The organism is Massilia sp. CF038 (genome assembly GCF_900129765.1).
In the GTDB taxonomy this organism is placed as follows: Bacteria; Pseudomonadota; Gammaproteobacteria; order Burkholderiales; family Burkholderiaceae_D; genus Telluria_A.
The window spans coordinates 1,284,152-1,306,610 of the sequence record NZ_FQWU01000001.1; the positions used below are offsets into that span (position 1 = coordinate 1,284,152).

Consider the following 22,459-nt stretch of genomic DNA (forward strand, 5'->3'; position numbering starts at 1 on the left):
TTGGAACAAAAAGCCGCTTTCGAGCGGCTTTTTGCATTGTGGCGCCTACCACGGCCGATAGGCAAAGCCTGGCGGCATGGCAAACATGCCGGGCAGGGCGAACGGCTGGGGCAGGGGAATGCCATAGCCTTGCTGCCCCGGCAGCATGGCGCCCAAATTGGCCGGCACCGTTTGCTGCTGCAGCCCGACCGCCAGCACGGCATCGGGCAAGCCCAGGCCCACCCGGCTCGGATCGGCCAGACTGACCCGGCGCGCACTCATGCGTATCAACTGGAACAAGCGTTCGACCCGGTCCGCGTTGCGCGCCTGGAATACGGTCTGGAATTCCGGATGGTGGGCCAGCACCAGCGCGGCCAGGCCGGTGATATGGGGCGCTGCCATCGAAGTGCCGTCCCAGGCCGCATAGTTATTTGGCGGCACCGAGGACGCGATGGCCACACCTGGCCCGCACACTGCCACCTGCGGACCGTAGCAGCTGAAGCTGGCCGTAAAGTAGCCGCCCGCATCCACGTTTTGCGTCAGGGTCTGGGCATGGTAGCTGTCGGGCGGGAATTCATCGAGCTTGCCGATAGCCGCCACCGCCAGCACATTGGGCGATGAAGCCGGGTACTGCACCGGACCGCCCGAATTGCCGGCCGCGACAATACAGGCAATGCCGGCCCGGCGCGCACGCTGGATTTGCTGCTCCAGCGCTTCGGACACCTCGGCCCCGCCCAGGCTCAGGTTGACCACATCGATCTGGTGTTCAATGCAGTATTCCAGTGCGTCGATCAGCTGGCTGACTTGCCCGCCCGGGAACAGCTTGCAGGCATGCAGCTCGGCGTCAGGCGCGAAGCCGCGAATACCGTAAGCCAGTTCGGCACCGCCAATGACGCCCGCGCAGTGCGAGCCGTGGCCGAGCGTGTCGTCGTTCCAGGTATCGGGCGAGGTTTTTTTATTGACGATATCGAAGCCGTTGTGCACGCGCCTGAGTTCCTCATGCGTGGTGGCGATGCCGGAATCGATGACCGCAATCTTGATGCCCTGGCCGCGGTAGGTGGCTGGCAACTGGTCCATGCGCATGGCCTTCTGGCCCCAGCCCACGGTCTTTTGCTGCGGGAAGCCGGCCAGCGAGGGCCAGTCGGCCAGGGCGCGCAGGGTCACCACGTTGGGCTCGTCGGGCGAGATGTCGGGGTCGCGCTGGTAGAAGCTCCAGTAGTCCGACTTGGGCTTGACATACAGACTACGTACCGAGCTTGCCGTTTCTCCGAACAACGACAAGGTGACCTGTCCGCTGGCATCGGTTGCCGCAGTCGCTGGCAGCATGCTGCCAAAGAGCGACACTTCGGCGTTCGCCACCGGCGCGCCATCCTTGCTCACCACCTTGATAACGGCAGTCAGCGCGGGCCCGCTGCTGGGCGTGACGCTGGTGACAAAGCTGGGCTGCAGATGTGACGCGTCCATCAGGCCCAGGTGCTGATCGCGCTCGACCAGCAGACGGCCCTGGCCCTGCTGGTGCAGCACGCCTGCCTTTTGCTCGGTCATGCGGGCGACCAGTATTCCCTGGCTGCCGCCCATGCCATTAGCCAAAGCGCCCACCACATTTTTGGGGCCGACCGTATCGACGACGTCAATGTCGGGACTGTTGCGCAGCGCTTGTTCCACCGTGGACAGCGACAGCGGCGACAAGCCCAGCGGCGCCAGCCCCTCGGGATGGCGCGGTGCGATCAGAAATTGTTTTTTGCGTTCGCCGATCTGCTTGCCGCCGGCCGCGGCAGTGCCGCTTTCGGGTGTCGCGGGGGACGCCGCTGGTGCGGCGGCGCGCGCTTCAGGAGCGGCAGCGCGTGCTTCAGCAGGCGCGCGGTTGGGACCGCGCCGTTCACTGGCGCCATTTTCAGCGCCATCAGGATTGACATCGAGAGGACCGCCTGGTCCGCTATCGGGTGTTTTAGGCATGTGGATTCCTTTCCGACCGATGCAGAAAGCCGGCAGTCTTGTCCAGCAGCGACAAGGGCCGGTCCCGCTCGATCAGCAGATGAGGTGAGTTACGGAAGCGCTGCTCGAAGTCGGCCGCCAGTTCAGGCTCGACGGCAAGCACCGCCGTGTGTGGCTGTTGTGGCGGCCCGATGGTGTCGACCACCTCCAGGTTGGGATCGTCTTGCAGCGCATTGAGAAAATCGGTCAGCGTGTCGCCTTCGTGGCGTGCACGGACAATGAAGCGGGTGCGTTCCATCGCGTTCTCCATGGTGGGGCTCCCGCGCTTGCGCGCGCAGGTGCGGGAGCCGTTCTGCTAGCCCTGTGGCCGGGCTATTGGATTAGTGAATTGTCGGCTGCTGGTATTGCTGCATGCCTTGTTGCGGGTAGTAGCCGTTGCCTGCCATTTGCGCCTGCTGCTGTGCCAGTTGCGCTTGCTGGGCGTAGGCTTGCGAGATCGGGTCGGCGCCAAACGGCAGCATGCGGCCAATGCCGCCCGCCACCCCCCCAATGGTGCTGCCCAGGCCGGAGTTGCCAAACAGCCCGCCAATGGCGCCGCCCAGCGGCTGGCCCACCTGGCCGATCAGGTTGCCAAACCAGCCTTGCGGGGCCATCTGGCCTTGCTGGGCTTGAACTTGCGGTTGCTGCCCAATGGATTGCATCAGCAGTGCCATCTGTTGCTGCTGTTGCTGCAGTTGCTGCTGCACCTGGGCCAGATGCTGAAATACCTGCGCATGCTGCTGCATGATTTGCTGCAGCTGTGGCGCTTGCATCGTTTGCGCCTGCGGGTCGGCGCTGAAAGGCAGATAACGGCTCAGCCCGCCGGCAACACCGCCAATCGCGCTGCCCAGTCCGGCATTACCGAACAGGCCGCCAATGGCGCCACCGAGCGGCTGGCCGACCTGCCCAATCAGATTGCCCACCCAGCCTTGCGGATTGAGCTGCTGGGCCTGCGCCATTTGCTCGAGCTGCGCTTGCTGCTGCAACTGGGCTTGTTGCACTGGATCGGCGCCGAATGGCAGCATGCGGCCGATGCCGCCGGCAATGCCGCCGATCGTGCTGCCCAGGCCGCTGTGGCCGAACTGGCCGCCGATCATGCCACCAAGGGGGCGTCCCACCTGGCCGATCAGGTTGCCGAACCAGCCCTGTGGATTGTATTGCTGCGCTTGCTGCATTTGTGCCAGCTGGGCTTGCTGCATCTGTGCTTGTTGCACAGGATCGGCTGCGAACGGCAGGAAGCCGCCACCGATGCCGCCAGCTGCCTGGCCAATCTGGCGGCCCAGGTTGGCGTTGCCCAGCAGGCCACCCACGCCACGGCCAATCAAGCCGCCCAGTGGGGCGCCCAGCAGGCTGCCAAAGAAGCCTTGAGGCGCATATTGTTGTTCCATTCCATACGGTACGTTTTGAAATTCATTCATCACAATCTCCTTGTTGTTGCTATTGCGGCGAGCGGACGGCCAGGTCGCCGTTCGGCCTTCAAGAGGCATTCTTGATTGTTGACAGGCCGGCCGAACGCCCTGCGGCGCTCTGGCCATTCCGGTACGCAAAACGATGTGCACCACAGCGCAGCGGCAAGGAGCGCCGCACGCGGTACGCGAATCCAGCACGCATGCTTGGCCGCTCGGGAATGTAGATGTTGCAAAACAGAACGGCCTTCGCACTGGTAGCCTTTGGACCGGGGCGCTTTCGTTAAAGTTTTGATATTTGAGGTGGCTATTTGAAGTTGAGTGTCAGTGTGTTGCCGGGTGCGATAAAATGACGGCCCGCCCGTTCCTGCCTGACTCGCCATGTCCCAGCCACTGCCGCCCGCCACCACGCTCGCCATTTTTTGCAAGGTGGTCGACAACTATGGCGACATCGGCATCTGCTGGCGCATGGCGCGCCAGTTCGCCGCCGAGCATGGGGTGGACGTCACCCTCTGGGTGGACGATCTGGCCAGCTTTCAGCGCATCTGTCCACAAGTGCGCAGCACGGCGCCCAGCCAGCAGATTGCAGGCGTAACGGTGCGCCACTGGCATGACCAGGCAGCGCAGTTCACGCCAGCCGAGGTGGCCGACATCGTGATTGAGTTTTTCGCCTGTGACATCCCGCCTGGCTATGTTGCGGCCATGGCGCAGCGCGCCCAGCGTCCCGTCTGGCTCAATTACGAGGGCTTGAGCGCCGAAGAATGGGTGGAGGGTTGCCATACGCTGCCGTCACCCCATCCGCGCCTGCCCTTGACCAAGCATTTCTTTTTCCCCGGCTTCACCGAGCGCACCGGCGGCTTGCTGCGCGAAACGGATCTGGCGCAAGCGCGCCAGCAGTTCCAGGCCGATCGCGCTGCCCAGCACGCCTTCCTGGCGCCGTTTGGCGTGCGTGCCGAAGAGATGGCGGCGCTGAAAGTGTCGCTGTTCTGCTACCCCTCCGCCCCGGTTGCGGACCTGCTGGCAGCATGGCAGGGCGGGGCGGCGCCGGTGCTGTGTCTGGTGCCGGAAGGCGTGGCGACCCAGGCAGTGGCAGATTTCCTGGAGCAGGCGCCTGTGGCTGGCGCCAGCCGCACCCGGGGTGCGCTGACGCTGCGCGTGCTGCCCTTTGTGCCCCAGCCCGACTACGACCGTCTGCTGTGGGCCTGCGATCTTAATTTTGTGCGCGGCGAAGATTCCTGGGTACGCGCCCAGTGGGCCGCGCGCCCCTTCGTCTGGCACATTTATGAGCAGGACGAGAATTTGCACCACAAGAAGCTGCGCGCTTTCCTGCAGCGGTTCGCGGGCGGCGCCGCGCTGGACGCGTTTTCGCTGCTGTGGAACGGGGCCGGGCAGGGCGCGCAGGATTGCGCCAGCCTGTGGCCGGCCCTGCAGGCGGCATTGCCCGCGCTGGCCGTGCGCGCCCAGGCCTGGGAAACGGCCCAGCTGGCGCACGGCGATGTGTGCAGCAATCTCCTGGCCTTTGCTGCTGTTGTTTCGTCCGTGAATCCAGAAAACTCGGGTATAATGCCCGGTTAATTTCACAGATATTTTTTCGATCAAACGTGAGCTTGCGGCGCTTTTCGCCACGAGGCGACCGCTGATTTTCATGCAACCCACTTATTACGTACATTTATGAAACCTGCAAAAGAAATTCGTGTTGGCAACATCATCATGGTTGACAGCAAGCCATTCATCGTTCTGCGTTCGGATGTCAACGGTTCGAGCCGCACGGGCTTCACCTACAAATGGAAGATGAAAAATCTTCTGACCAACAGCCCGCTGGAAAACGTGTTCCGCGGCGACGACAAGTTCGACGTGGTTGTGCTCGACAAGAAGCCAGTGACCTACTCGTACTTCGCCGATCCGCTGTTCGTCTTCATGGATGGTGAATACAACCAGTACGAAATCGAAGAAGAAAACCTGGGCGATGCTTTGCATTACCTGAAGGACGGCATGGAATGCGAAGCTGTGTTCTACGACGGCAAGGCGATCTCGGTTGAACTGCCAACCACCATCGCCCGCAAAGTGGCGTACTCGGAACCAGCCGTCAAGGGCAACACGTCGGGCAACGTCCTGAAAGAAGCCAAGCTGGAAAACGCCATCGAAGCCCACGCCCACACCGTGCAAGTACCGCTGTTCGTGAGCACCGACGACGTCATCGAAATCGATACCCGTACCAACGAGTACAAGCGCGTGGTCCGCAACTAAGTTTGCACCGCCCAATAAAAAAGCACGCTTCGGCGTGCTTTTTTTTGCTTATTTCGGCTTGTTGGCCTTTTTGGCGCGGGTAAAGGCAGGGCCCCACAGCGGGTGGCCATGCTCGCCCGGCAGCAGATCGAAGGCAGGATCGAGCTTGAAGGCCTTGTCGAACTGCTGGCGGCACAGGATCTGGCGCGCCGTCACGCAATAGCTGAAGGCGGTGTACTTGGCGGCGGCAACCTGATTCGCCTTGGCGCCGCCAGCGATGTCGGCCGAGCCCAGGCGCTTGATGGCTTCGTTGTACTGGCCCTTGTTGTACATGGCAATGCCTTCGCGCAGCGCCACTTCGTCGGCCGTTGGTGCTGGTGGCGGCGGCGGGGTGACCACGGGCGGCGGCGCTGGACGCGCTGGCGCCGGCTTGGGCGCGGCTGGCTGCGGTGTCGGCTTGTTGAACTGGCTGAGGGTGTCGCAGCCGGCCAGCAAGGTCAGCGTCAGGAGGGAAAGTGAAAGTCGTTTCATGGCCACGATCATAATATTTTTATTTGGAATCTGCTGTGAAATCGTGCTCAATCGTGCCGGTCTTGTTCTTGGCCAGGTTTACTTCCATGTCGAAGTCAGGGAAACCCGGGTTGACCAGGCGGATCTTGTGCTTGCCTGCTGGCAGGGCGATTTTTTTCAGGGGCGGGCTTACGCCGTGCTCCTTGCCATCAACGTAGATGGTGCCCCAGGGCTTGATGGCCAGGCGATAACTGGCCGTATCGGGTTCGGCCGGTTTTTCTTCCACCACCACCGCACTGGCGGCAGCCGCCTCGGCTTCCACGGCGGCCGTGACGGCAGCAACCTGGGCATCGGTGACGGCAGGCTCGGGCGCGGCGGACGCGTCCGGCGGCAAGGCCGGCAGTGGCTCGGCGGCCTGCACCACGGGCGGTGGGGTTGGGTCCGGGCGCTTGATCAAGGTCTTGGCGCCAAAGCCGGCAATGGCCAGCAGCGCACAGCCCAGCGCGATATGCGACAGCCAGCGCGGTGCAGGTGCGGCCAGGCCCTTGGCTGGCGGCCCCGCCTTGGCTGCGGTCCCCTTGGCGGCTGCGCCCGGCGGCGCCTTGCCGTTGCTGGCAGCGCTGCTGTTGCCAGAACTACGCCCGGAACTGCTGCCGGAACGTTTGCGTTCCGGACCGGTCACAGTATTGAGGAAAGGCGTCGGCAGTGTTTGATCGATCGAGGCAAAGCGCTGGGTCGCGCCCACGGGCCGCGCACGTGGCGTGCCAGCGGACGGAATGCCCAGCAGTTCGCGGAAGGCGTCAATGGTTTGCGGGCGTTCGTTGGCCATCACGGCCAGGCCCTTGTCAATGGCAGTCAAAAATTCGCGGCTGTAGCCTTCCAGGTTGCGCTCGGCCAGCGGCAGCATGGGGTCTTTGACCATGCGCGCGATCGAGGTCGCTGGCGGCTCTTTGCAGATCGCAAAGTAAATCACGGCCGAGAGGGCGTAAATGTCGGTGTAGGCGCCCTGGTCCAGCGAGGCGTCACCGGCATACTGTTCCACCGGTGCGTAACCGGGCTTCAGAATCACGGTCAGGCCGCGCGTGCGGTCGCCAATGATCTGGCGCGCCGAACCAAAGTCGAGCAGCACGGCATCGCCGCTTTCTTGCACAATGATATTGTCCGGCGACACGTCGCGGTGCAGGATGCGCATGGTGTACAGCATTTCCAGCGCTTCCAGGATCTGCTTGAGCATCTTGCGGCACCAGGCTTCATTGACCAGGTGCGGGGCGCTGTTGACGATATCCTTGACGGTACGGCCATCGTAATACTGCATGGCCGTGTAGGCCGTGTGGTTCTGTTCCCAGAAGCGGTACACCTTGACCAGCGACGGATGGTCAAACTGGGCCAGGAAGCGCGCTTCGTTAATAAAGCTTTTCAGGCCGACGTCGAAGGTTTCGCGGTGCCGTTCGGCGCGCACGCGAATGCCGTGGTCCGAGCCGCGCGCGGCCAGCACGCCCGGCATGTATTCCTTGATCGCCACCGAGCGCTGCAGGGAATGGTCGAACGCAATGTAGACGATGCCAAAGCCGCCTTCGCCCAGAATGCCGGTGATTTCGAAGTCGTGCAGCCGCGTGCCGATTGGCAGGCAGTTCTCGGAACCTTTGACCACCAGCGCGTTCATGCGCCCGCCTTGTGCACGAGAATGGCATAGGCGGAATAATTGTCGCGCACCTTGCCGCTGTTTTTAATGTTGTCGTCGGCCAGGCGGCACATGCGCGCCAGCCAGTCGGCACTGTTGCTGGACTGCGCCAGGGTGCGCTCCATATCAGCCTCCATCACCCACTCCCACAAGCCGTCGCTGCACAGCAGCAGGGCGTCGCCCGGCAGCAACTGGACCGCGCCAGCGAGCAGTTCCACGCCAGTATCGCCTTCGGCGCCAATGGCAGCAAACAGGATGTTGCGTTGCGGGTGCAGGCGCAATTGTTCGGCACGGGCATAGCCGGCGTCGATGAGTTGCTGGGTCATGCTGTGGTCTTTGCTCATGGCATGCAGGCGCGCTGCGCGGAACAGATACACGCGGGTGTCGCCCAGGTGGCCCCACAAGGCTTCGCCGCGTGCGCGGTCCACCAGCAAGGCGGCCACGGTGGTGCTCATGTCGGCCAGGCGTGGCTCGTGCTTTTTACGGCGCGCCACATCGCTGCTGGCGCTGGCGGCGTAGGCCAGCATGGCTTCCGGCCCGAAGGCCGGGTTCTGGCGGAAGCGGGTCAGGATGGCGTCGACCACGACCTTGGAGGCGATTTCGCCGCCCTCGTGGCCGCCGGCACCATCTGCCACCACGAAGCAGGCCAGCGGGTCGGCAAAGGCTTCGCCCACCGTATCCTGGTTGCTGGGACGCTTGCCGATTTCGTTAATCCGCGTCCACGACAGATCCACTGGTACTTGATCAACCATGATTGTGACCCACGATGCGGTGCACTTCCTTTTCGTACGCGTCCAGGAAGTCGGGCCCGAACAGGGTCTTGAACTGGTCTTTCGATTCGCCCGCCACGCAATGGTGCTGCTGGCGGTACAAATCCCACAGTGCCGCTTTGCGGCGGAAGGGAATGGCCGACTGCAAGGGTGTGGTTTTCAGGGCCGACTCGATGCGCTCGGGGCGCAGGCGGCGGATCACCTTGTCCATGCTGGCCTTGGTGCCGGCCACCACGCCGTTCTGATGGCCGCGCAAATCGCGATGCGCATCGTCCAATGCTTCCAGCGGCTCCATGAAGCCGGGCATCTTCTTGCGCAGCATCTGAGTCAGCACGGTCTGGCTGTCAGGGAAAAACTTCATGGGGTTGTTGTTGCGCAGGACTACGACGGTGACGTCGGCCTTGACTTCCTGCTTGACCAGCGAGCGCAGGGCCAGCAAGTCGATGGTCCCCTGGATACAATTATTCATCATCTTGCCGAGCAATTCCATCAACTCTGGCGTCAATGTACCGATTGCTTCAGCAGGCAGGCCGGCGCCACGCAGGAAGGCCTGTTTCAATGCTTCGCTATCATCGGTGATGACTACATTGTTCATTAGCATGGGATCCCGAAAAAATAATGTTTATCCGCAGCAATAATGCCAGAATTGTCGACGCCGGTCACCCCTCACGCACACCTTATTTCACTGTTGTGTAACGATCTGCGACACAAACCCACGGCGCGATGGCTTTGTGGTACGGAATAGCAGACCGAAATTGAACAACGTGCAATGAAACAGCGGCGGCTTACATGCATTGTATGCAAATAAATACGCTGTGGCACGTGTGATTGCAAGAAATGTGGATGGATGCAGTGATCTCCCGGACAGGCGCAGGCATTCCCTGTCGACGAGTATAGGCGATGTTATCGCAGCAATGTTGAATTTTGTACTGCGGGCCAGCCTAAACGTCGATGAAACGCATCTTGAAACTGCGCCCTTTGATGTTGCCAAAATCCGGTCCCAGCGTATTGCCGGCATTCAGGCGTTTGAAGGCGGCCTCGGCGACGTGACGATCCAGCGCCACATACGTCATGAACTCGAAGACATTGATCTTGCCCACTTGTTCCTTGCTGAGGCGGGCATCGCCCGTGAGTGCGCCCAGCAAGTCGCCCGGACGCAGCTTGTCCTTCTTGCCGCCCATGATGCACAAGGTCACCATCGGCGCAGGCGCGGCCTCGGCCTCGGCGCCGCCCAGTTCCTCGAGCGGATGCCAGCTGACCGGGGCGTTCTGGTATTCCTCGATCAGGCGTACCCATTTTTTTTCGTTCGGCGCGCACAGCGACAGGGCCAGGCCCGATTCGCCGGCGCGGCCCGTACGGCCCACGCGGTGGATGTGGACCTCGGTGTCTTTCGACACGTCGACGTTGATCACCGCACCCAGGTTGGCAATATCGAGCCCGCGCGCGGCGACGTCAGTCGCGACCAGCACCGAGCAGCTGCGGTTGGAAAACAGCACCAGGATTTCATCACGCTCGCGCTGTTCCAGTTCCCCGTACAGGGCCAGCGCCGAAAAGCCTTGCGCGCGCAGGCTTTCGGCCAGCTCGCGGCAATGTACCTTGGTATTGCAGAAGGCCAGGGCGGACACCGGCTTGAAATGCTTGAGCAGACGGCCAACAGCGGCATCGCGCTCGTCAAAGCCCACTTCGTAGAAGCGCTGCTCGATCTGCTCGCCCGTGTGCTGGGCTTCCACAATCACTTCGACCGGGTTATGCAGGAAATGTTCGGTGGCCTGGCGAATATCGTCCGGATAGGTGGCCGAGAACAGCAAGGTCTGGCGTCGTTTCGGGCAGGCCGAGACAATGCCCGCGATCTCGTCGTAGAAGCCCATGTCCGTCATGCGGTCCGCTTCGTCCAGCACCAGGGTTTGCACCTTGTCCAGATTGATGGTGCCGCGGCCTAGGTGATCACGGATGCGGCCCGGTGTGCCCACCACGATGTGGGCGCCATGCTCGAGCGAGGCCACTTGCGGGCGCATCGGTGCGCCGCCGGTCAGGGTCAGCACCTTGATGTTGCCTTCGCCGCGCGCCAGGCGGCGCAATTCATTGGCGACCTGGTCGGCCAGTTCACGCGTCGGACACAGCACCAGGCCTTGCACGGCAAACCAGGCCGGATTGAGCTTGTGCAAAATGCCGATGCCGAAGGCGGCCGTCTTGCCGCTGCCGGTTTTCGCTTGCGCAATCAGATCGCGCCCTTCCAGCACATGCGGCAGGCTCTGGGCCTGGATCGGCGTCATCTGGTGGTAGCCGAGGCTGTCCAGATTGGCGAGGAAGGAAGCCGTCAGCGGCAGGTTGGCAAAGGGTTGTGGATGCATGGTGCTAGCCGTCAAAAAGAGGGGACGGCCAAGTCTAACAGGCTCGTCAGGCGGCAGCCCAGATGGGCAGGCCGGTCAGGTCGGTATTTTCGTCGCGCCGCCACACGGGCAGGCCGGACGCATCGGTTTCTTCCAGCAATTCCAGCTGGTGCTGCTTGACTGTCACCTTGCGCTGGCGCGGCACAGTCGTGCGGCGCGCTTCGGCGGGCGGATGCATCAGCGGTGCGGCTGGTCCGAATCCCGGCAGGTCGAAGGTCGCGTTATCTTTTTTGTCTCTCATTTTACTGCGCCGGAAAAACAAAAGCCCGGCTGCAAGAGTCGGGCTCAGTTTGAAAAATTCTGGTTGCGGGGACAGGATTTGAACCTGTGACCTTCGGGTTATGAGCCCGACGAGCTGCCAGACTGCTCCACCCCGCGTCTGAGGCGCATATTGTATAGAAGTGCAGGGAATCGTGCAATGCTTATCGCGCGGGCAAGTGAACCCCTACATCGTCCTCGCGAAGGCGGGGACCTATATCAACCTGAGTGAATGCGGTAATGGTCTATAGGTCCCCGCCTTCGCGAGGACGAGGTCACAGGCTGCGCTGGCGTCAGAGTGAAATCAGCTCGGCCTAGCGCGGCATACAAGGGATCCGACGAATCGCTGGAGCGCCGACGCACAACAACATCGTCCTCGCGGAGGCGGGGACCCATAGACCATTGCCGGATTCACTCAGGTTGCTATGGGGCCTGCGCATGCGCAGGCACCTTCGCGAGGACGACGTTACAGGGCGCGCAGGCGCCAGAGCGAGGTCAGCTCGGCTGAGCGGGCCGCGTGCAGCGGGTCGGACGGGTCGCTGGCGCGCGGATGCACGGGACGCACATCGTGCCGTTCAATGAGCTGCAGCCCGCCAGCAGCGATCCACGCGTCCAGATCGCTGCGCGGGCGCAGGCCCAGATGTTCGGCCAGGTCCGACAGAATCAGCCAGGCTTCGCCGCCGGGCGCCAGGTGCGCTGCCACGCGGCTCAGAAAACCCCGCAGCATGCGGCTGTCGGGATCGTAAATCGCATACTCAATCGATGAACTAGGGCGGCCCGGCAGCCACGGCGGATTGCACACCACCAGGTCGGCGCGGCGCTCGGGGAACAGGTCGGCCTTCATCAGCTCGACATGCTGGTCCAGCTGCAAGCGCTGCAAATTCTCGCGCGCGCACGACAGGGCGCGCGGATCGAGGTCGGTGGCTACGATGTGCGCCAGCCCGCGCCGCGCCAGCAGCGCCGCCAGCACGCCGGTGCCAGTGCCAATGTCGAACGCCACCTTGGCGCCTGGCGGCAAGGGCGCGTTGGCCACCAGTTCCAGGTATTCGCCGCGAATCGGCGAAAACACGCCGTAGTGGGGATGGATTTTTTCGCCCAGGGCCGCGATCGGCACGCCGTTGCGGCGCCACTCGTGCGCGCCGATCAGTCCCAGTAACTCGCGCAGCGAGGCGACAAACGGCGTCTCGCCGCGGCCGTAGGCTTCGTTGCAGGCCAGCGCCACATCCGGGGCGCGCCGCAGCGGAATGCGGTAATCGGCATCGAACGGAATGAGCAGCATGGCCAGAGTGCGCGCGCGCTGCGACTGGGCCTGGCGGTGCAGATGGAATGCTTCGGCCGGCGAGGAAGGCACCCGGGCCGGCTTGCCGCGCCGGCCTTTGTCGGCCTTGCCGCCTTTGTGGTCGGCGCGCCGTGCCAGCGCCTGCAGCAACTGGCGCGCATTTTGAAAGTCGCCGCGCCACAGCAAGGCCGTGCCTTCGCAGGCCAGGCGGTAGGCCAGATCGGCCGGGGTCTGGTCGTCGGCGATGACCACTTTTTTGGGTGCTGGCATCCCGCTTTCAGAGCGCCAGCGGGCCGAGCGCTCGACGCCGTCCTCGGTCCAGTGGATGTGGGCAGGGGCGTCGGCGGCGGGCAGTGGGTGCATGTATTGTGTCGAAAAGCGCTAAGGATGGGCGTGCGCAGGCGGCACGCGAATGCGCCCATTATACTTGGCAGGAATGGCGCGTCGCGCCAGGGGAAGCTTACGCCGCTTCGCTCAGGTCGGACACGCCGGTCGCCGCGGCCACATCCGCCTTGGCATAGGCGCTGGCGGCAGCCTTGGCGCGCTCCACCGGCGTCGCTTCCGGGTCGTCGGCACGTGCGCGTGGCGCCAGCAGGGCAGCGCGGTCCACCAGGCGCTGCAGGCGCAAAGTCATGCTGCCGGTGCTCGGGCCGTCGGAGACGTCGGTGCGCAGTTCGCGGCTAAGCAGCTTGAACAGGTCGTTCAAACTGCCGGGGAATTTAATGGCAGGCAGCGGTTTGCCCGTCAGGACCAGCATGTCGGGCGGCTCGATCGTGATTGGCTCGGGCAAGGGCGCCGCACCAGGCTGGGCCTGCGCTTCATACTTGACCGCCACTTCAAAATCGAAGGTCTGGCCATCGTCGGTAACGATCTGGCCACTGCCGCTGAAGCTGATGCTTTGGTTGAGAGCGAACGCTTCGGGGCGTGCAGTATCGTTCTGGCTGTCGACGGCACTGAGCGTGCGCACCGACCGGAACGACGCCAGGTTATAGGAGACAGAAGCGGTCTGGGCACCATCGCCAAACAGATTTTGCGCAATCGCGCTGACAAAGCTTTGCGCCGAATCGCTGACCGACGCGCTGGCGCTGCCTGGCGCCTGCAAGCCAAGCACTGACAAACTTACAACATCGTCCTGCAGCGCCACGGGATCCACGGTCGGCAGACGGGCTGCCACCTTGCCCGTTGCCGACACCGACTGCGCACCCGCACTCGCGCCGCCAACCTGCACGCTGGCAGGAAGTACGGGTTGGGCGGGAGGGCGTGAGCCCAGCGTAGAGTTCGGTGACATGGCAATCTGGCTGCGAAAGTGTGGGTAACACTGCAACTAACGGCATGCCTTGACCAAACTTTAGCTATTTTTTGAATATTTTTTAGTGATGGTGGGTCCAGCTGCCGTCTGCCGAGGTCAGGAAGGACTCAACTGCGTCCTTGTTTCCCGTAGCATAACGTTTTGGCTCGCCGCAGGCGCACAAGCCCTGATAAGGCTGGATATGGGAGCAGGCAGAGACCTTTTGCAGGAAGACTTTGACCGGTTGTTCGCACTTGGCGCACTTGAAGGTGAGGATACGGGCTGGTTTGGACATGGCAATCTCGGTGCGGGGAAAAGCGCGCATTTTAGCACCGCCCCGGCGCCGTCAACCCCGTTGGCGCGGCTGCGTTAACAGGGTATGGACCCCGTGGTCCGCTTCTCTGAATGGGAAAATGCAATGTGCAAGCAAGTGCAGCAGCAACCGAGCAAAGAAAGCGTGCGCAACTGGTTGCGCGCGCGCCAGGAACAAAAAGGCCCCCCACCGGACGGCCAGCAGATTCGCCGCGAGCTGGGCTGGGGCCTGGTGCGCCCCTTGCGGCGCCGCTGAGCGGCGCTTCTCTATTATTGTACGGTCACGCTGCTGCTGCCGCCCCCGGCAGGCTGCACCAGGATGCGGGTGGCAATCCGTTCCGTCATCTCCTGCACATGCGAGATCACGCCCACTTTGCGCCCCATCGACTGCAAGCCGTCCAGCGCGTCCATGGCCACGCGCAGGGTGTCGGCATCCAGACTGCCGAAACCTTCATCAATAAACAGCGACTCGACCCGTACCCGGTTCGATGACAGCGAGGCCAGGCCCAGCGCCAGCGCCAGCGACACCAGGAATGATTCGCCGCCCGAGAGCGAATTGACGGAGCGGATTTCGTCGCCCATATCCTGGTCGCGCACCAGCAAGCCGAGTGATGGTCCGCTGCTGGCGGTTACGCGTTCAAGTCGGTAGCGGCGCGCCAGCAGCGCCAGATGGCTGTTGGCGTAACCGAGCAGCACGTCCAGTGTGAACTGCTGCGCGTAGTTGCGGAATTTTTTGCCATCGGCCGAGCCAATCAATTCGTTCAAGCGCCCCCAGCGCAATTCGCTGACTTGCTGACGCTCGATCTCGGCCGTGAGCGCCTGCGCGTTCTCGCGCCGCACATTGTCCTGTGCCAGTTGCAGACGCAAGGCGCTTGCTGCGTCGGCGGCCAGTGCGCGCTCGGCCAGGTGCGCTGCGAGGGCAGCGTCGACGCTGGCGGCATCGTGTTCGGGCGCAGTTTGCTGGTGCAAGACGCGCTGGTTGCGCCGTTCCGTCAGCACGGTTGCAGCGTTGGCGACCGTCGTATCAAGCTCCTGCAAGGCGCTGCGCTCGCGCGCGATCACGCTGCGCTCTTCGGCCAGCAGGGTCGCCAGGTGGGCAGCGTCACTGACCGGATTGCCGGGCGCGGCCAGCCACGCTGTGATCTGGTGCTGGGCCGCCTGCGCTTGCTCTTCAATGGCGCCGATGCGCAATGCCGCCTGGGCCGCAGCCTCGCTTGCGCGGGTGAGACCTTGGGCGGCGTCCGCGCTGGCCGTTTCCTCTTGCGCCAGTTTGGCGCGGGCGCTGGTGACAGCGGCCGTCAGTGCCTGTTCGACGTCGGCCACCGCGCGGCCATCCCACAGCGCCGCACGCTGCTGCGATTTGGTGCCAATGTCGGCGTCGATGCGGGCAAATTCGGCGCTGGCCGTCTCCAGTGCATTCTGTGCCAGCACCGCCACTTGCACGGCGCTGGCGTGCGCCGCTTCCAGGCGGACCAGCTGCGCAGCCCCTTGTTCCTGGCGCGCCGCATGTTCGCGCCAGCTGCGCACTTCAAATGCGCGCGCCTGGTGAAACGCGTCCGCTCCGGCCTGCCATTGTGCGCGCCAGCCGCTTGCAAACGCGGCATCGAGCTCGTTCAGCAACGCCGCCAATGTATCTTGCGCCTGGCCGTGACTGGCGCTCAAGGTCAGGTGGCGCGCAGTGGCCGCGTCCAGCTTGGTACGCGCTGTGCCAGCCTGCTGCGATGCGATGGCATGCTGGGCCGCGGTCGCATCGCAGGCCTGCTGGGCGGTGTCGCGTGCGGCGCCGGCCTGGCGCAGGGCCTGTTCCGCCACTTCCAGCGCCAGCGCTGATTCACGCAGCGTGGCCAGCGCGCGCACGAACCAGCTGCTGCGCTGGGTTTCCTCGGGCGCCTCAGCGGCAACAGGCAGCGTGGCCCACTGGGCGCGCAGCGCGGTCAAGGTCGCCGTGATGGCCGTGGTGTCGCGGATGCAGCTGGCCAGCTGCTGGTCGCTGCCATCGGCCACGGCGCGCTGGGTCGCCTGCGTGGTCCGATTGTCCTGGGCCCGAACGCGTGCCTGGTCAAGCTCGGCGCGCAATGTGGACAGCAGCGTGGCCAGGACCGCGTCCTGGTGCTGATAAGGATGGTCGGCGCTGCCGCAGACGGGGCAGGGAGCGCCGTCCGCCAATGTGGCGCGCAACGACGCGACGCTCTCGGCGCAAGCCAGTTCGGTGGCCTTGAGGGACCGTTCCGCCTGCGCCAGCGCCCCCTCCAGCGGGCCGGCTTGCGCCGATGCCGCATCCAGCTTGGCCAGTGCATCTTGCCTGGCGGCCTCCAACGCCATTACCTGCGCTTGCAGTTCGCGCGCACGCACGTCGGCCGCCACCAGCGCGTTCCAGACTGACTGACCTTCGCCCAGCGCCTCGCGACGCTGGTCCAGGCTCTGGCGCTGCTGGCCCAACTGCGCCTGGTCGATGCGGGCCAGTGCCGCGATGGCGTCCTGGCGTGCTGCTTCGCGCTCGCCCATCTGTGCGGCGGCCGCGGCCAGTGCCGTCGCCGCTTCCTGCTCGCTGCGCGCTGCTGCATCGCGCACCTGCGCCGCTTCGTGCATGGCCTCCTCGGCGGCAGCTGCGCTGGCTTCGGCCTGCAGTGCCTGCCGCAGCAGCGTATCCCAGCGTGGCCACGACGCCGCCAGATCGTGCCAGCTTGCGTGGTCCGCCAGCCAGTGGCCGTTCTGTGCGTGCTCGGCCTGGATGTTCTTTAATTGCGCGGCCGCGCTGTCGCGTGCCATGCTGGCATGGTTCAGGGCGGCTTGCGCTTGCTGACGGTTGGCCGCTGCCTGTTGATGCGACGGCATCAGGGCGGCAATGCTGGCATCGAGTGCCTTGGCCTGGTTCAGGTGTGGCGTGGCGCTCGCCACGTCCGCTTCGGCCGCTTGCAGCTGCATGCGTGCCGCCGCAAGCGCGGCCGCCGACTGCTGCTGCACGGCTTGGGCGCGCTGCACGGCGGCGCCGGCCACTACGCCGGTCTGCACCGCCGCCGCGCGTTCACGTGTCAGCCGTTCACGCTCCGCTTGCAGCGCGCGTGCCGGTTCTGCGGCATCGAGCAGGGCCAAATGGGCGCGCCGGTCCGCGGCCGCTTCGCCTGCGGCCAGCGCCAGCGTCAATGCCTGCTCGGCCTGGGCTTCGATGGCGGCCAGCTTGGCGGCCTCCTGATGCCAGCGCTGCTCTTGTTCGAGCGCCATCTTGCGGCTATCGGCCAGCGCCAGGGCGGCATCGGCGGCGGCGCATTGCGCCTCCACGGTGGCGCGTGCCTCGGCGGGCATGGGCGCATGGTCGGCCAGGCGCGCGCTTAACTGCTGCATGGCCGCCTGCTCCTGCTTGAAGCGCTCGAAGGCGCGCCGCGAAATGGCGCTGTAGACGGTGCTGCCGGTGAGGGTTTCAAGCAGTTCGCCGCGCTCGTTCTCTTCGGTTTTCAAGAACGCGGAAAATTCATTTTGCGCCAGCAGTACGGCGCGGGTGAACTGTTCGAAGTTCAAGCCGACGCGCTGCACGATTTCCTGCGCTACCTCGGTGTTGGTGCCGCCAAGCGCAATCTGGTCGTGCAGGCGCAGCAGGGTCATGGACTGCTTTTGCAGTGCCCCGCCAGCCTTGCCGCGCGATCGGCGCACACTCCAGCGGGCCCGGTAGCGCAGTGCGTCGTTGCCGATGAAATCAACTTCTGCGAAGGCGTCGGCAGCGCCGCGCCGCAGCAGGGTGCGCGGATCCTGCACCGACACGGTTTCGCTGCCCACGTCCGGCAGAACGCTGCCGGCGCGTTTGCTCTTGAGCAGACGCGGGGTGGCGTCGTACAGTGCCACGCACAGCGCATCGAGCAGCGTGCTTTTTCCAGCGCCGGTGGGGCCGCTGATCGCGAACAGGCCGGATGAGGCCAGCGGCTCCTGTTCAAAGTCGATGCAAAATTCACCCGCCAGCGAAGCGAGATTCTTGCCGCTGATTTTCAGGATCTTCATGCGCCTTCACCGGGCAGCATCAATTCCGCAAAGGCACTGAGTTGATCATCGGGGGCATCTTCGCCAAATTTTTGCAGATACAGGCGGCGAAAGATATCGTCCGGCTGCAACTGGGCCAACTGATCGAGCGACAGCGCAGCTGCCTCGCCGGTGGCGCCTTCCAGTTTGCGGGTGGGTTCAATTTTCGCCAGCCGTACCGGCTTGCCGGCCAGCGCAGCCTCGATCCGCCCGCGCAGACCGGGTTCCGGCGCATCGAGCAGCACGCGTACCTCAAGAAACGGCTGCGTGTGCAGCGGCCGCTCGGGCAATTCAAGGGCGCCCAGCGCCGTGAGTACCTCATCGAGCGGCGCCGGTTTGGGCGGCACCCGCAGCAGTTCGATTGCGCGCGGCACCAGCAGCGGCGTGACTGTCTGCGCGCGAGCACCATCCAGGTCCACCCGCAGTACCTGGTGCTGATAGCCCACCTCGGAAAATGACAGAGGCAGCGGGCTGCCGCAGTAGCGTATGTGTTCCTTCTGTCCCACGCGCTGCGACAAATGCAAGTGGCCCAGGGCGGTGTAGGCGATGGCAGGGTCGAAGACCGCCGCTGGCAGTGCCTCGGTGCCGCCGATGACAATCCGGCGCTCGGAATCGAGCGAGGCGGCGCCGTCGACCATATGGCAGTGGCCCATGGCGACAATGGCCTGTCCCTCGGTGCAGCGCGCCGCGGCCAGGGCAAAGGCCTGACCGTAAAGCAGGGCGATCCCGGCCAGATAAGGATCGGCGGCCGGCGCTTCGCCCTCGGCCGCTTCGCTGCGCGGTACATCGCCGGGCCGCAGGAAAGGCACGGCCAGGCACCAGGCCTTGAGCGCGCCGTCGCGGTCATGCAGCGGCACCAGCAGGCGCTCGAGATCGATGCCGCCATCGTCGTTGCGGACCACATGGCCGATGACGCGGGTGCCATGCGCTTCCAGCAGCGGCCCGGGTGCCTCCAGCCGGCCCGGTGAATCGTGGTTGCCTGCAATGATGACAATGTCGAGCTCGGGCGCGCGCGCACGCGCCTGCTGCAAAAAGCGGTATAGCTGTTTCTGAGCGGCAGCTGATGGATTGGCGGTATCAAACACATCTCCCGCGATCAACAGCGCATCGGCCTGTTCGGAAACGATGGTGTCGAGCAACCAGTCGAGAAAGCACTGGTGTTCATAGGCGCGGTCGAACTGGTGCAGAGTCTGGCCGAGGTGCCAGTCGGAGGTGTGAATCAGACGCATGAATCGCCGGGAAAGAAAAACCAGCCGCCACTATACCTCGAAACTTTTCCCCAGCGCGCCCAGACCCGGGTTTGAAGGAGCTCAGGCGGTGGTGCGGTAGGTGTTGCGGCCGGCTTGCTTGGCCTGGTAGAGCAGGCGGTCGGCGTCGCGGATCAGGGCGTCGGGGTCGATCGGACCGTCGCTGAAGTAGGCCAGGCCGATGCTGGCCGAGATCTGCACCGTGACGTCGTTTAACTGGAACGGCGCCTGCATGGCGCTGACGATTTTTTCGGCCAGGATGGTGGCGTCTTCGCGCCGGCCCAGCTTTTCCATCACGATTGTAAATTCGTCGCCGCCCAGCCGGGCGATGGTGTCGCTGGCGCGCAGGGTATGCGTCAGGCGCGCCGAGAAGGCTTTGAGCAGGGCGTCGCCCACCTGGTGGCCATGGGTGTCGTTGACGGGCTTGAAGTGGTCAATGTCCATGTACATCAGGGCCATCAGGCGCGCTTCGTCGGCGTTTTCCTGCATGGCCAGCGTCAGCTTTTGCATGAAACCGGCCCGGTTGGCCAGCCCGGTCAGGGGGTCGACCTGGGCCAGCTTCAACAGCCGCTTCTTTTCGCGCTTTTGCGAGGTGATGTCCTGGCGCATGACGTGAAAACCCGTCACGCTGGCGCCGTCGTCGCTGATCTGCGGGATGTAAGTCACTTCCATGGTGCGTTCGACGCCGTCGTGTTCATCCTGCTCTTCGTACATCAGCGTTTCGCCCGCCAGCGCGCGCTTGATGTAATGCGCCAGCGTGGCGTAGCGCGCCGGCCCGATGGTGGCAAGGATGCTCTGGCCAACCACACTGTCGCCACCGCGCCCGAATTCGCGGTCGTAGGCGCGGTTCAGGAAGCGGTACACCTGGTCGGCATCGATGTAAGCGACCATGGTCGGCAAGGTGTCGGCAATGGTGCGCAGGCGCGCTTCGCTTTCGCGCAGCGCCAGTTCGGCTTCGCGCAGGGTGGTGATGTCGTCAATGGTGCCAATGAAACCTTCGATGCGGCCGTTGATGCGGATGGCTGCGATCTTGGTCGAGGCCCAGATCAACTTGCCGTCGGTGTGGCGGCAGCGCGTGATCTTGACGAAGGGTTCATCATGGCGGCGCTGGTGTTCGAACACGATCGGCATGTAGTCAACTTCGTCGTTCTGGAACGGTGCCAGCCAGCCGCGCCCGAGCGCCTGCTCGCGCGTGAGCCCGGTGATGGTTTCGAAGCGCTTGTTGACATAGGTGCAGTTGCCCCACATGTCGGCGCGCACCAGGCCCAGTGGCGAGGCGTTGGTCACCGCCGTCAGGTGCGCTTCACTGGCGCGCAGCGATTGTTCCTGTTCTCGCCGCAGGCTGATGTCTTCGGCAATCCAGAGCATGAATTCGGTCTTGCCATTGCCGTCGTAGAGCGGCACGGCCACCGCGTGCAAGTAGCGCCGGCTGCCGTCGGGCCGTTCGATGAGCATCTCGGGCTGGTCGATCACGCGCGGATTGAGCAGCATCTCGCGCTCGTCCAGCGGGTTGCACAGGGCGTAATCGGGCGGAAAGGCCTGGCTGTATGGTTTGTCCATGACGTGCGCTGCGCTGTAGCCGGTCACGTCTTCGGCGGCCTTGTTCCACACGATGGCCACGCCGGCGTCGGCGCCGCGCACGGCGCGCGCATAGATCAGCAAGGGCAGGTGCTCGATCAGCGACTGCAGGAAACTGCGGTTGTTGTGGATCTCGATCTCGGCCCGCTTGCGCGCGCTGATGTCGCGCGAGGTGACGGCCACGCCGTCTTGCAGCGGGACGATCTGGTGGTGGATCCAGCGCGGCGCGTCGCCGTCGAGGCGCACTTCGATTTCTTCTTCCAGCGGCTCGCCAGCCGCCAGCGCCGCGCAATAACGCTCGAAGAAACCTGCTGTGCGAAAGCGCGGCATCAGGGAAAATGCGGCCTGGCCCAGCAGCGCTTCGCGGGTGCGCCCGAACATGGCGGCGGCCTTGTGGTTCAGATCCTCGATGATGAAGTCCTGCGGCGCGCCGTCTGCATCGCGGCTGGCCTTGAGTATCATGAAGCCATCAAGACTGCCGTCGGCCGCCGCGCGCAGCGTTGCCTGGGCGCGCCGCGCAAGGTGCACGCTGCGCCGCAGCCGGGTGCTTTGCCGCATCAGGATTGCAATCACGGTGCTGATCAAGATGGTGGCAATGGCGGCCATGGCCAGATACTGGGTCCGGTGGCGCTGGTAGCGCGCCATGGCGCCTTGCGCCTCGATACCGACAATCGTCGTCAGCCCGTAACGGGGCATCTCGCTGGCGCTGTAAATGCGGGCCACGCCGTCGAGCGGCACCACCGGCAGCATCTCCGACGAGGAACCGCCTTTGCTGCGCTGCGGCTCGAACTTGACCCGGTCGCTCACGAACAGACGCTCGCCAGCGCGACCGACCGACAGCCCGTCCAGGGGATTCATGAGGAGCAGGGCGCCGTTGTCGTCCAGGTTCAGACGGTCGTAGTCGTCCACGAACAGGTCGGGTTCGATGCGGATCACGATGGCGCCGTCAAAGCGCTGCTGGCGGTCGTGCAGGCGGCGCGCCACCTGAATTTGCCAGCGTCCGCTGCGGGCATCAGTGACCACGGTGGAGAACACGGCCAGATCGTTATTATTGGCTGCCAGGGTCTGGAAAAACGATTGGCGGCTGACGTCTGCGGGACCGAAGCCGTTGACGGCATCGATCTGGCCTCCGTTGCGGTCAAAGCGCGCCATGGGAAGGCCCAGGCGCGCCGGCAGCACGCTGTCGAGCAGGCCGCCGCGCCGTTCGAATTCGGCCAGACTCCAGGGCCGCGTGCCGGCAGCGGGGGCGGCGCCCTCATGCCGCAGCCGGTACAACTGGGTGGCATGGTCGGCCTGGCGCAGCACATGGCTGACATGGGCCGACAGTACGCGCGCCAGCGATTCGCTGCGCGCCACCGCTTCGGCATGGCTGGCCTGGCGCTCGGCGCTGGTTTCGATCAGCACCGCGCTCCACATGGAGATGAGCAGGGCCAGCGCGAACGCCGGCAGCAAGACCACCCGCGACAGGCGTCTTCCCAGTTTGCCCAAGCTGCCCGCAATCTTCATCGGCTGCGCTGACCTTTTGTCTGACTCACAATAAAACTATTCTGCAC

18 protein-coding genes and 1 tRNA gene are annotated in these 22,459 nt (G+C 64.3%); 3 read left to right on the forward strand and 16 right to left on the reverse strand.

Going from position 1 to position 22,459, the window contains the following annotated elements:
• Positions 1-45: 45 nt before the first annotated feature.
• The 3 genes from BUC24_RS05980 to BUC24_RS05990 all read right to left on the reverse strand — a co-directional run bounded on the left by BUC24_RS05980 (position 46) and on the right by BUC24_RS05990 (position 3,371).
• Positions 46-1,935 (reverse strand): S8 family serine peptidase, encoded by a 1,890-nt coding sequence (locus tag BUC24_RS05980; RefSeq protein ID WP_073213176.1) that lies wholly within the window; start codon positions 1,933-1,935, stop codon positions 46-48.
• Positions 1,928-2,212, reverse strand: a complete 285-nt coding sequence (locus BUC24_RS05985; RefSeq protein ID WP_083598726.1) for a hypothetical protein — start codon at positions 2,210-2,212, stop codon at positions 1,928-1,930. Before BUC24_RS05985 ends, BUC24_RS05980 begins: the two co-directional genes overlap by 8 nt.
• Before the next feature lie 82 nt (positions 2,213-2,294).
• Positions 2,295-3,371 (reverse strand): hypothetical protein, encoded by a 1,077-nt coding sequence (locus tag BUC24_RS05990; RefSeq protein ID WP_178372481.1) that lies wholly within the window; start codon positions 3,369-3,371, stop codon positions 2,295-2,297.
• Between the two features lie 369 nt (positions 3,372-3,740).
• On the opposite strand from BUC24_RS05990, the gene earP reads away from it, so the two are divergent.
• Together earP and BUC24_RS06000 are read left to right on the forward strand one after the other, a co-directional pair.
• Entirely contained in the window at positions 3,741-4,934 is a 1,194-nt protein-coding gene (earP, locus tag BUC24_RS05995) for an elongation factor P maturation arginine rhamnosyltransferase EarP (RefSeq protein WP_073213178.1), read from the forward strand.
• Between the two features lie 96 nt (positions 4,935-5,030).
• Positions 5,031-5,606, forward strand: coding sequence for an elongation factor P (locus BUC24_RS06000; RefSeq protein WP_018059372.1), 576 nt, complete (start codon positions 5,031-5,033; stop codon positions 5,604-5,606).
• Between the two features lie 48 nt (positions 5,607-5,654).
• Here BUC24_RS06000 and BUC24_RS06005 read toward each other — a convergent pair whose 3' ends face one another.
• The 10 genes from BUC24_RS06005 to BUC24_RS06050 all read right to left on the reverse strand — a co-directional run bounded on the left by BUC24_RS06005 (position 5,655) and on the right by BUC24_RS06050 (position 14,056).
• Positions 5,655-6,116: a TssQ family T6SS-associated lipoprotein gene (locus tag BUC24_RS06005; protein WP_229448052.1), complete on the reverse strand. Its 462-nt coding sequence runs from the start codon at positions 6,114-6,116 to the stop codon at positions 5,655-5,657.
• A gap of 19 nt (positions 6,117-6,135) precedes the next feature.
• Complete coding sequence (locus BUC24_RS06010) at positions 6,136-7,758, reverse strand: serine/threonine-protein kinase (protein ID WP_073213180.1); 1,623 nt, start codon at positions 7,756-7,758, stop codon at positions 6,136-6,138.
• On the reverse strand, positions 7,755-8,528 hold the full coding sequence (locus BUC24_RS06015) for a PP2C family protein-serine/threonine phosphatase (RefSeq protein ID WP_073213181.1): 774 nt from the start codon (positions 8,526-8,528) through the stop codon (positions 7,755-7,757). Before BUC24_RS06015 ends, BUC24_RS06010 begins: the two co-directional genes overlap by 4 nt.
• A complete protein-coding gene (tagH, locus tag BUC24_RS06020; RefSeq protein WP_073213182.1) occupies positions 8,521-9,141 on the reverse strand; it encodes a type VI secretion system-associated FHA domain protein TagH in 621 nt (206 codons plus the stop codon). The genes BUC24_RS06015 and tagH overlap by 8 nt, the downstream gene beginning before the upstream one ends.
• Before the next feature lie 346 nt (positions 9,142-9,487).
• Positions 9,488-10,897, reverse strand: coding sequence for an ATP-dependent RNA helicase DbpA (gene dbpA / locus BUC24_RS06025; RefSeq protein WP_073213183.1), 1,410 nt, complete (start codon positions 10,895-10,897; stop codon positions 9,488-9,490).
• Between the two features lie 46 nt (positions 10,898-10,943).
• Positions 10,944-11,177: a hypothetical protein gene (locus tag BUC24_RS06030; RefSeq protein ID WP_073213184.1), complete on the reverse strand. Its 234-nt coding sequence runs from the start codon at positions 11,175-11,177 to the stop codon at positions 10,944-10,946.
• A gap of 60 nt (positions 11,178-11,237) precedes the next feature.
• Positions 11,238-11,314 (reverse strand) — tRNA-Met (locus BUC24_RS06035).
• 346 nt (positions 11,315-11,660) lie between these two features.
• The gene (locus BUC24_RS06040; RefSeq protein ID WP_073213185.1) at positions 11,661-12,836 is read right to left on the reverse strand and encodes a methyltransferase; all 1,176 of its coding nucleotides are present in this window, start codon (positions 12,834-12,836) and stop codon (positions 11,661-11,663) included.
• Between the two features lie 97 nt (positions 12,837-12,933).
• Entirely contained in the window at positions 12,934-13,761 is an 828-nt protein-coding gene (locus BUC24_RS06045) for a hypothetical protein (protein ID WP_143167399.1), read from the reverse strand.
• Positions 13,762-13,843: 82 nt separating this feature from the next.
• The gene (locus tag BUC24_RS06050) at positions 13,844-14,056 is read right to left on the reverse strand and encodes a hypothetical protein (RefSeq protein ID WP_073214845.1); all 213 of its coding nucleotides are present in this window, start codon (positions 14,054-14,056) and stop codon (positions 13,844-13,846) included.
• A 123-nt stretch (positions 14,057-14,179) separates the two neighbouring features.
• On the opposite strand from BUC24_RS06050, the gene BUC24_RS26870 reads away from it, so the two are divergent.
• Positions 14,180-14,329: a hypothetical protein gene (locus tag BUC24_RS26870; protein WP_178372482.1), complete on the forward strand. Its 150-nt coding sequence runs from the start codon at positions 14,180-14,182 to the stop codon at positions 14,327-14,329.
• Positions 14,330-14,343: 14 nt separating this feature from the next.
• On the opposite strand, the gene BUC24_RS06055 is transcribed toward BUC24_RS26870, so the two are convergent.
• The 3 genes from BUC24_RS06055 to BUC24_RS06065 all read right to left on the reverse strand — a co-directional run bounded on the left by BUC24_RS06055 (position 14,344) and on the right by BUC24_RS06065 (position 22,412).
• Positions 14,344-18,063, reverse strand: coding sequence for an AAA family ATPase (locus BUC24_RS06055; protein WP_073213187.1), 3,720 nt, complete (start codon positions 18,061-18,063; stop codon positions 14,344-14,346).
• Positions 18,060-19,310: an exonuclease SbcCD subunit D C-terminal domain-containing protein gene (locus BUC24_RS06060; protein WP_073213188.1), complete on the reverse strand. Its 1,251-nt coding sequence runs from the start codon at positions 19,308-19,310 to the stop codon at positions 18,060-18,062. Before BUC24_RS06060 ends, BUC24_RS06055 begins: the two co-directional genes overlap by 4 nt.
• 81 nt (positions 19,311-19,391) lie before the next feature.
• Positions 19,392-22,412 (reverse strand): PAS domain S-box protein, encoded by a 3,021-nt coding sequence (locus BUC24_RS06065; RefSeq protein ID WP_073213189.1) that lies wholly within the window; start codon positions 22,410-22,412, stop codon positions 19,392-19,394.
• Positions 22,413-22,459: the final 47 nt, after the last annotated feature.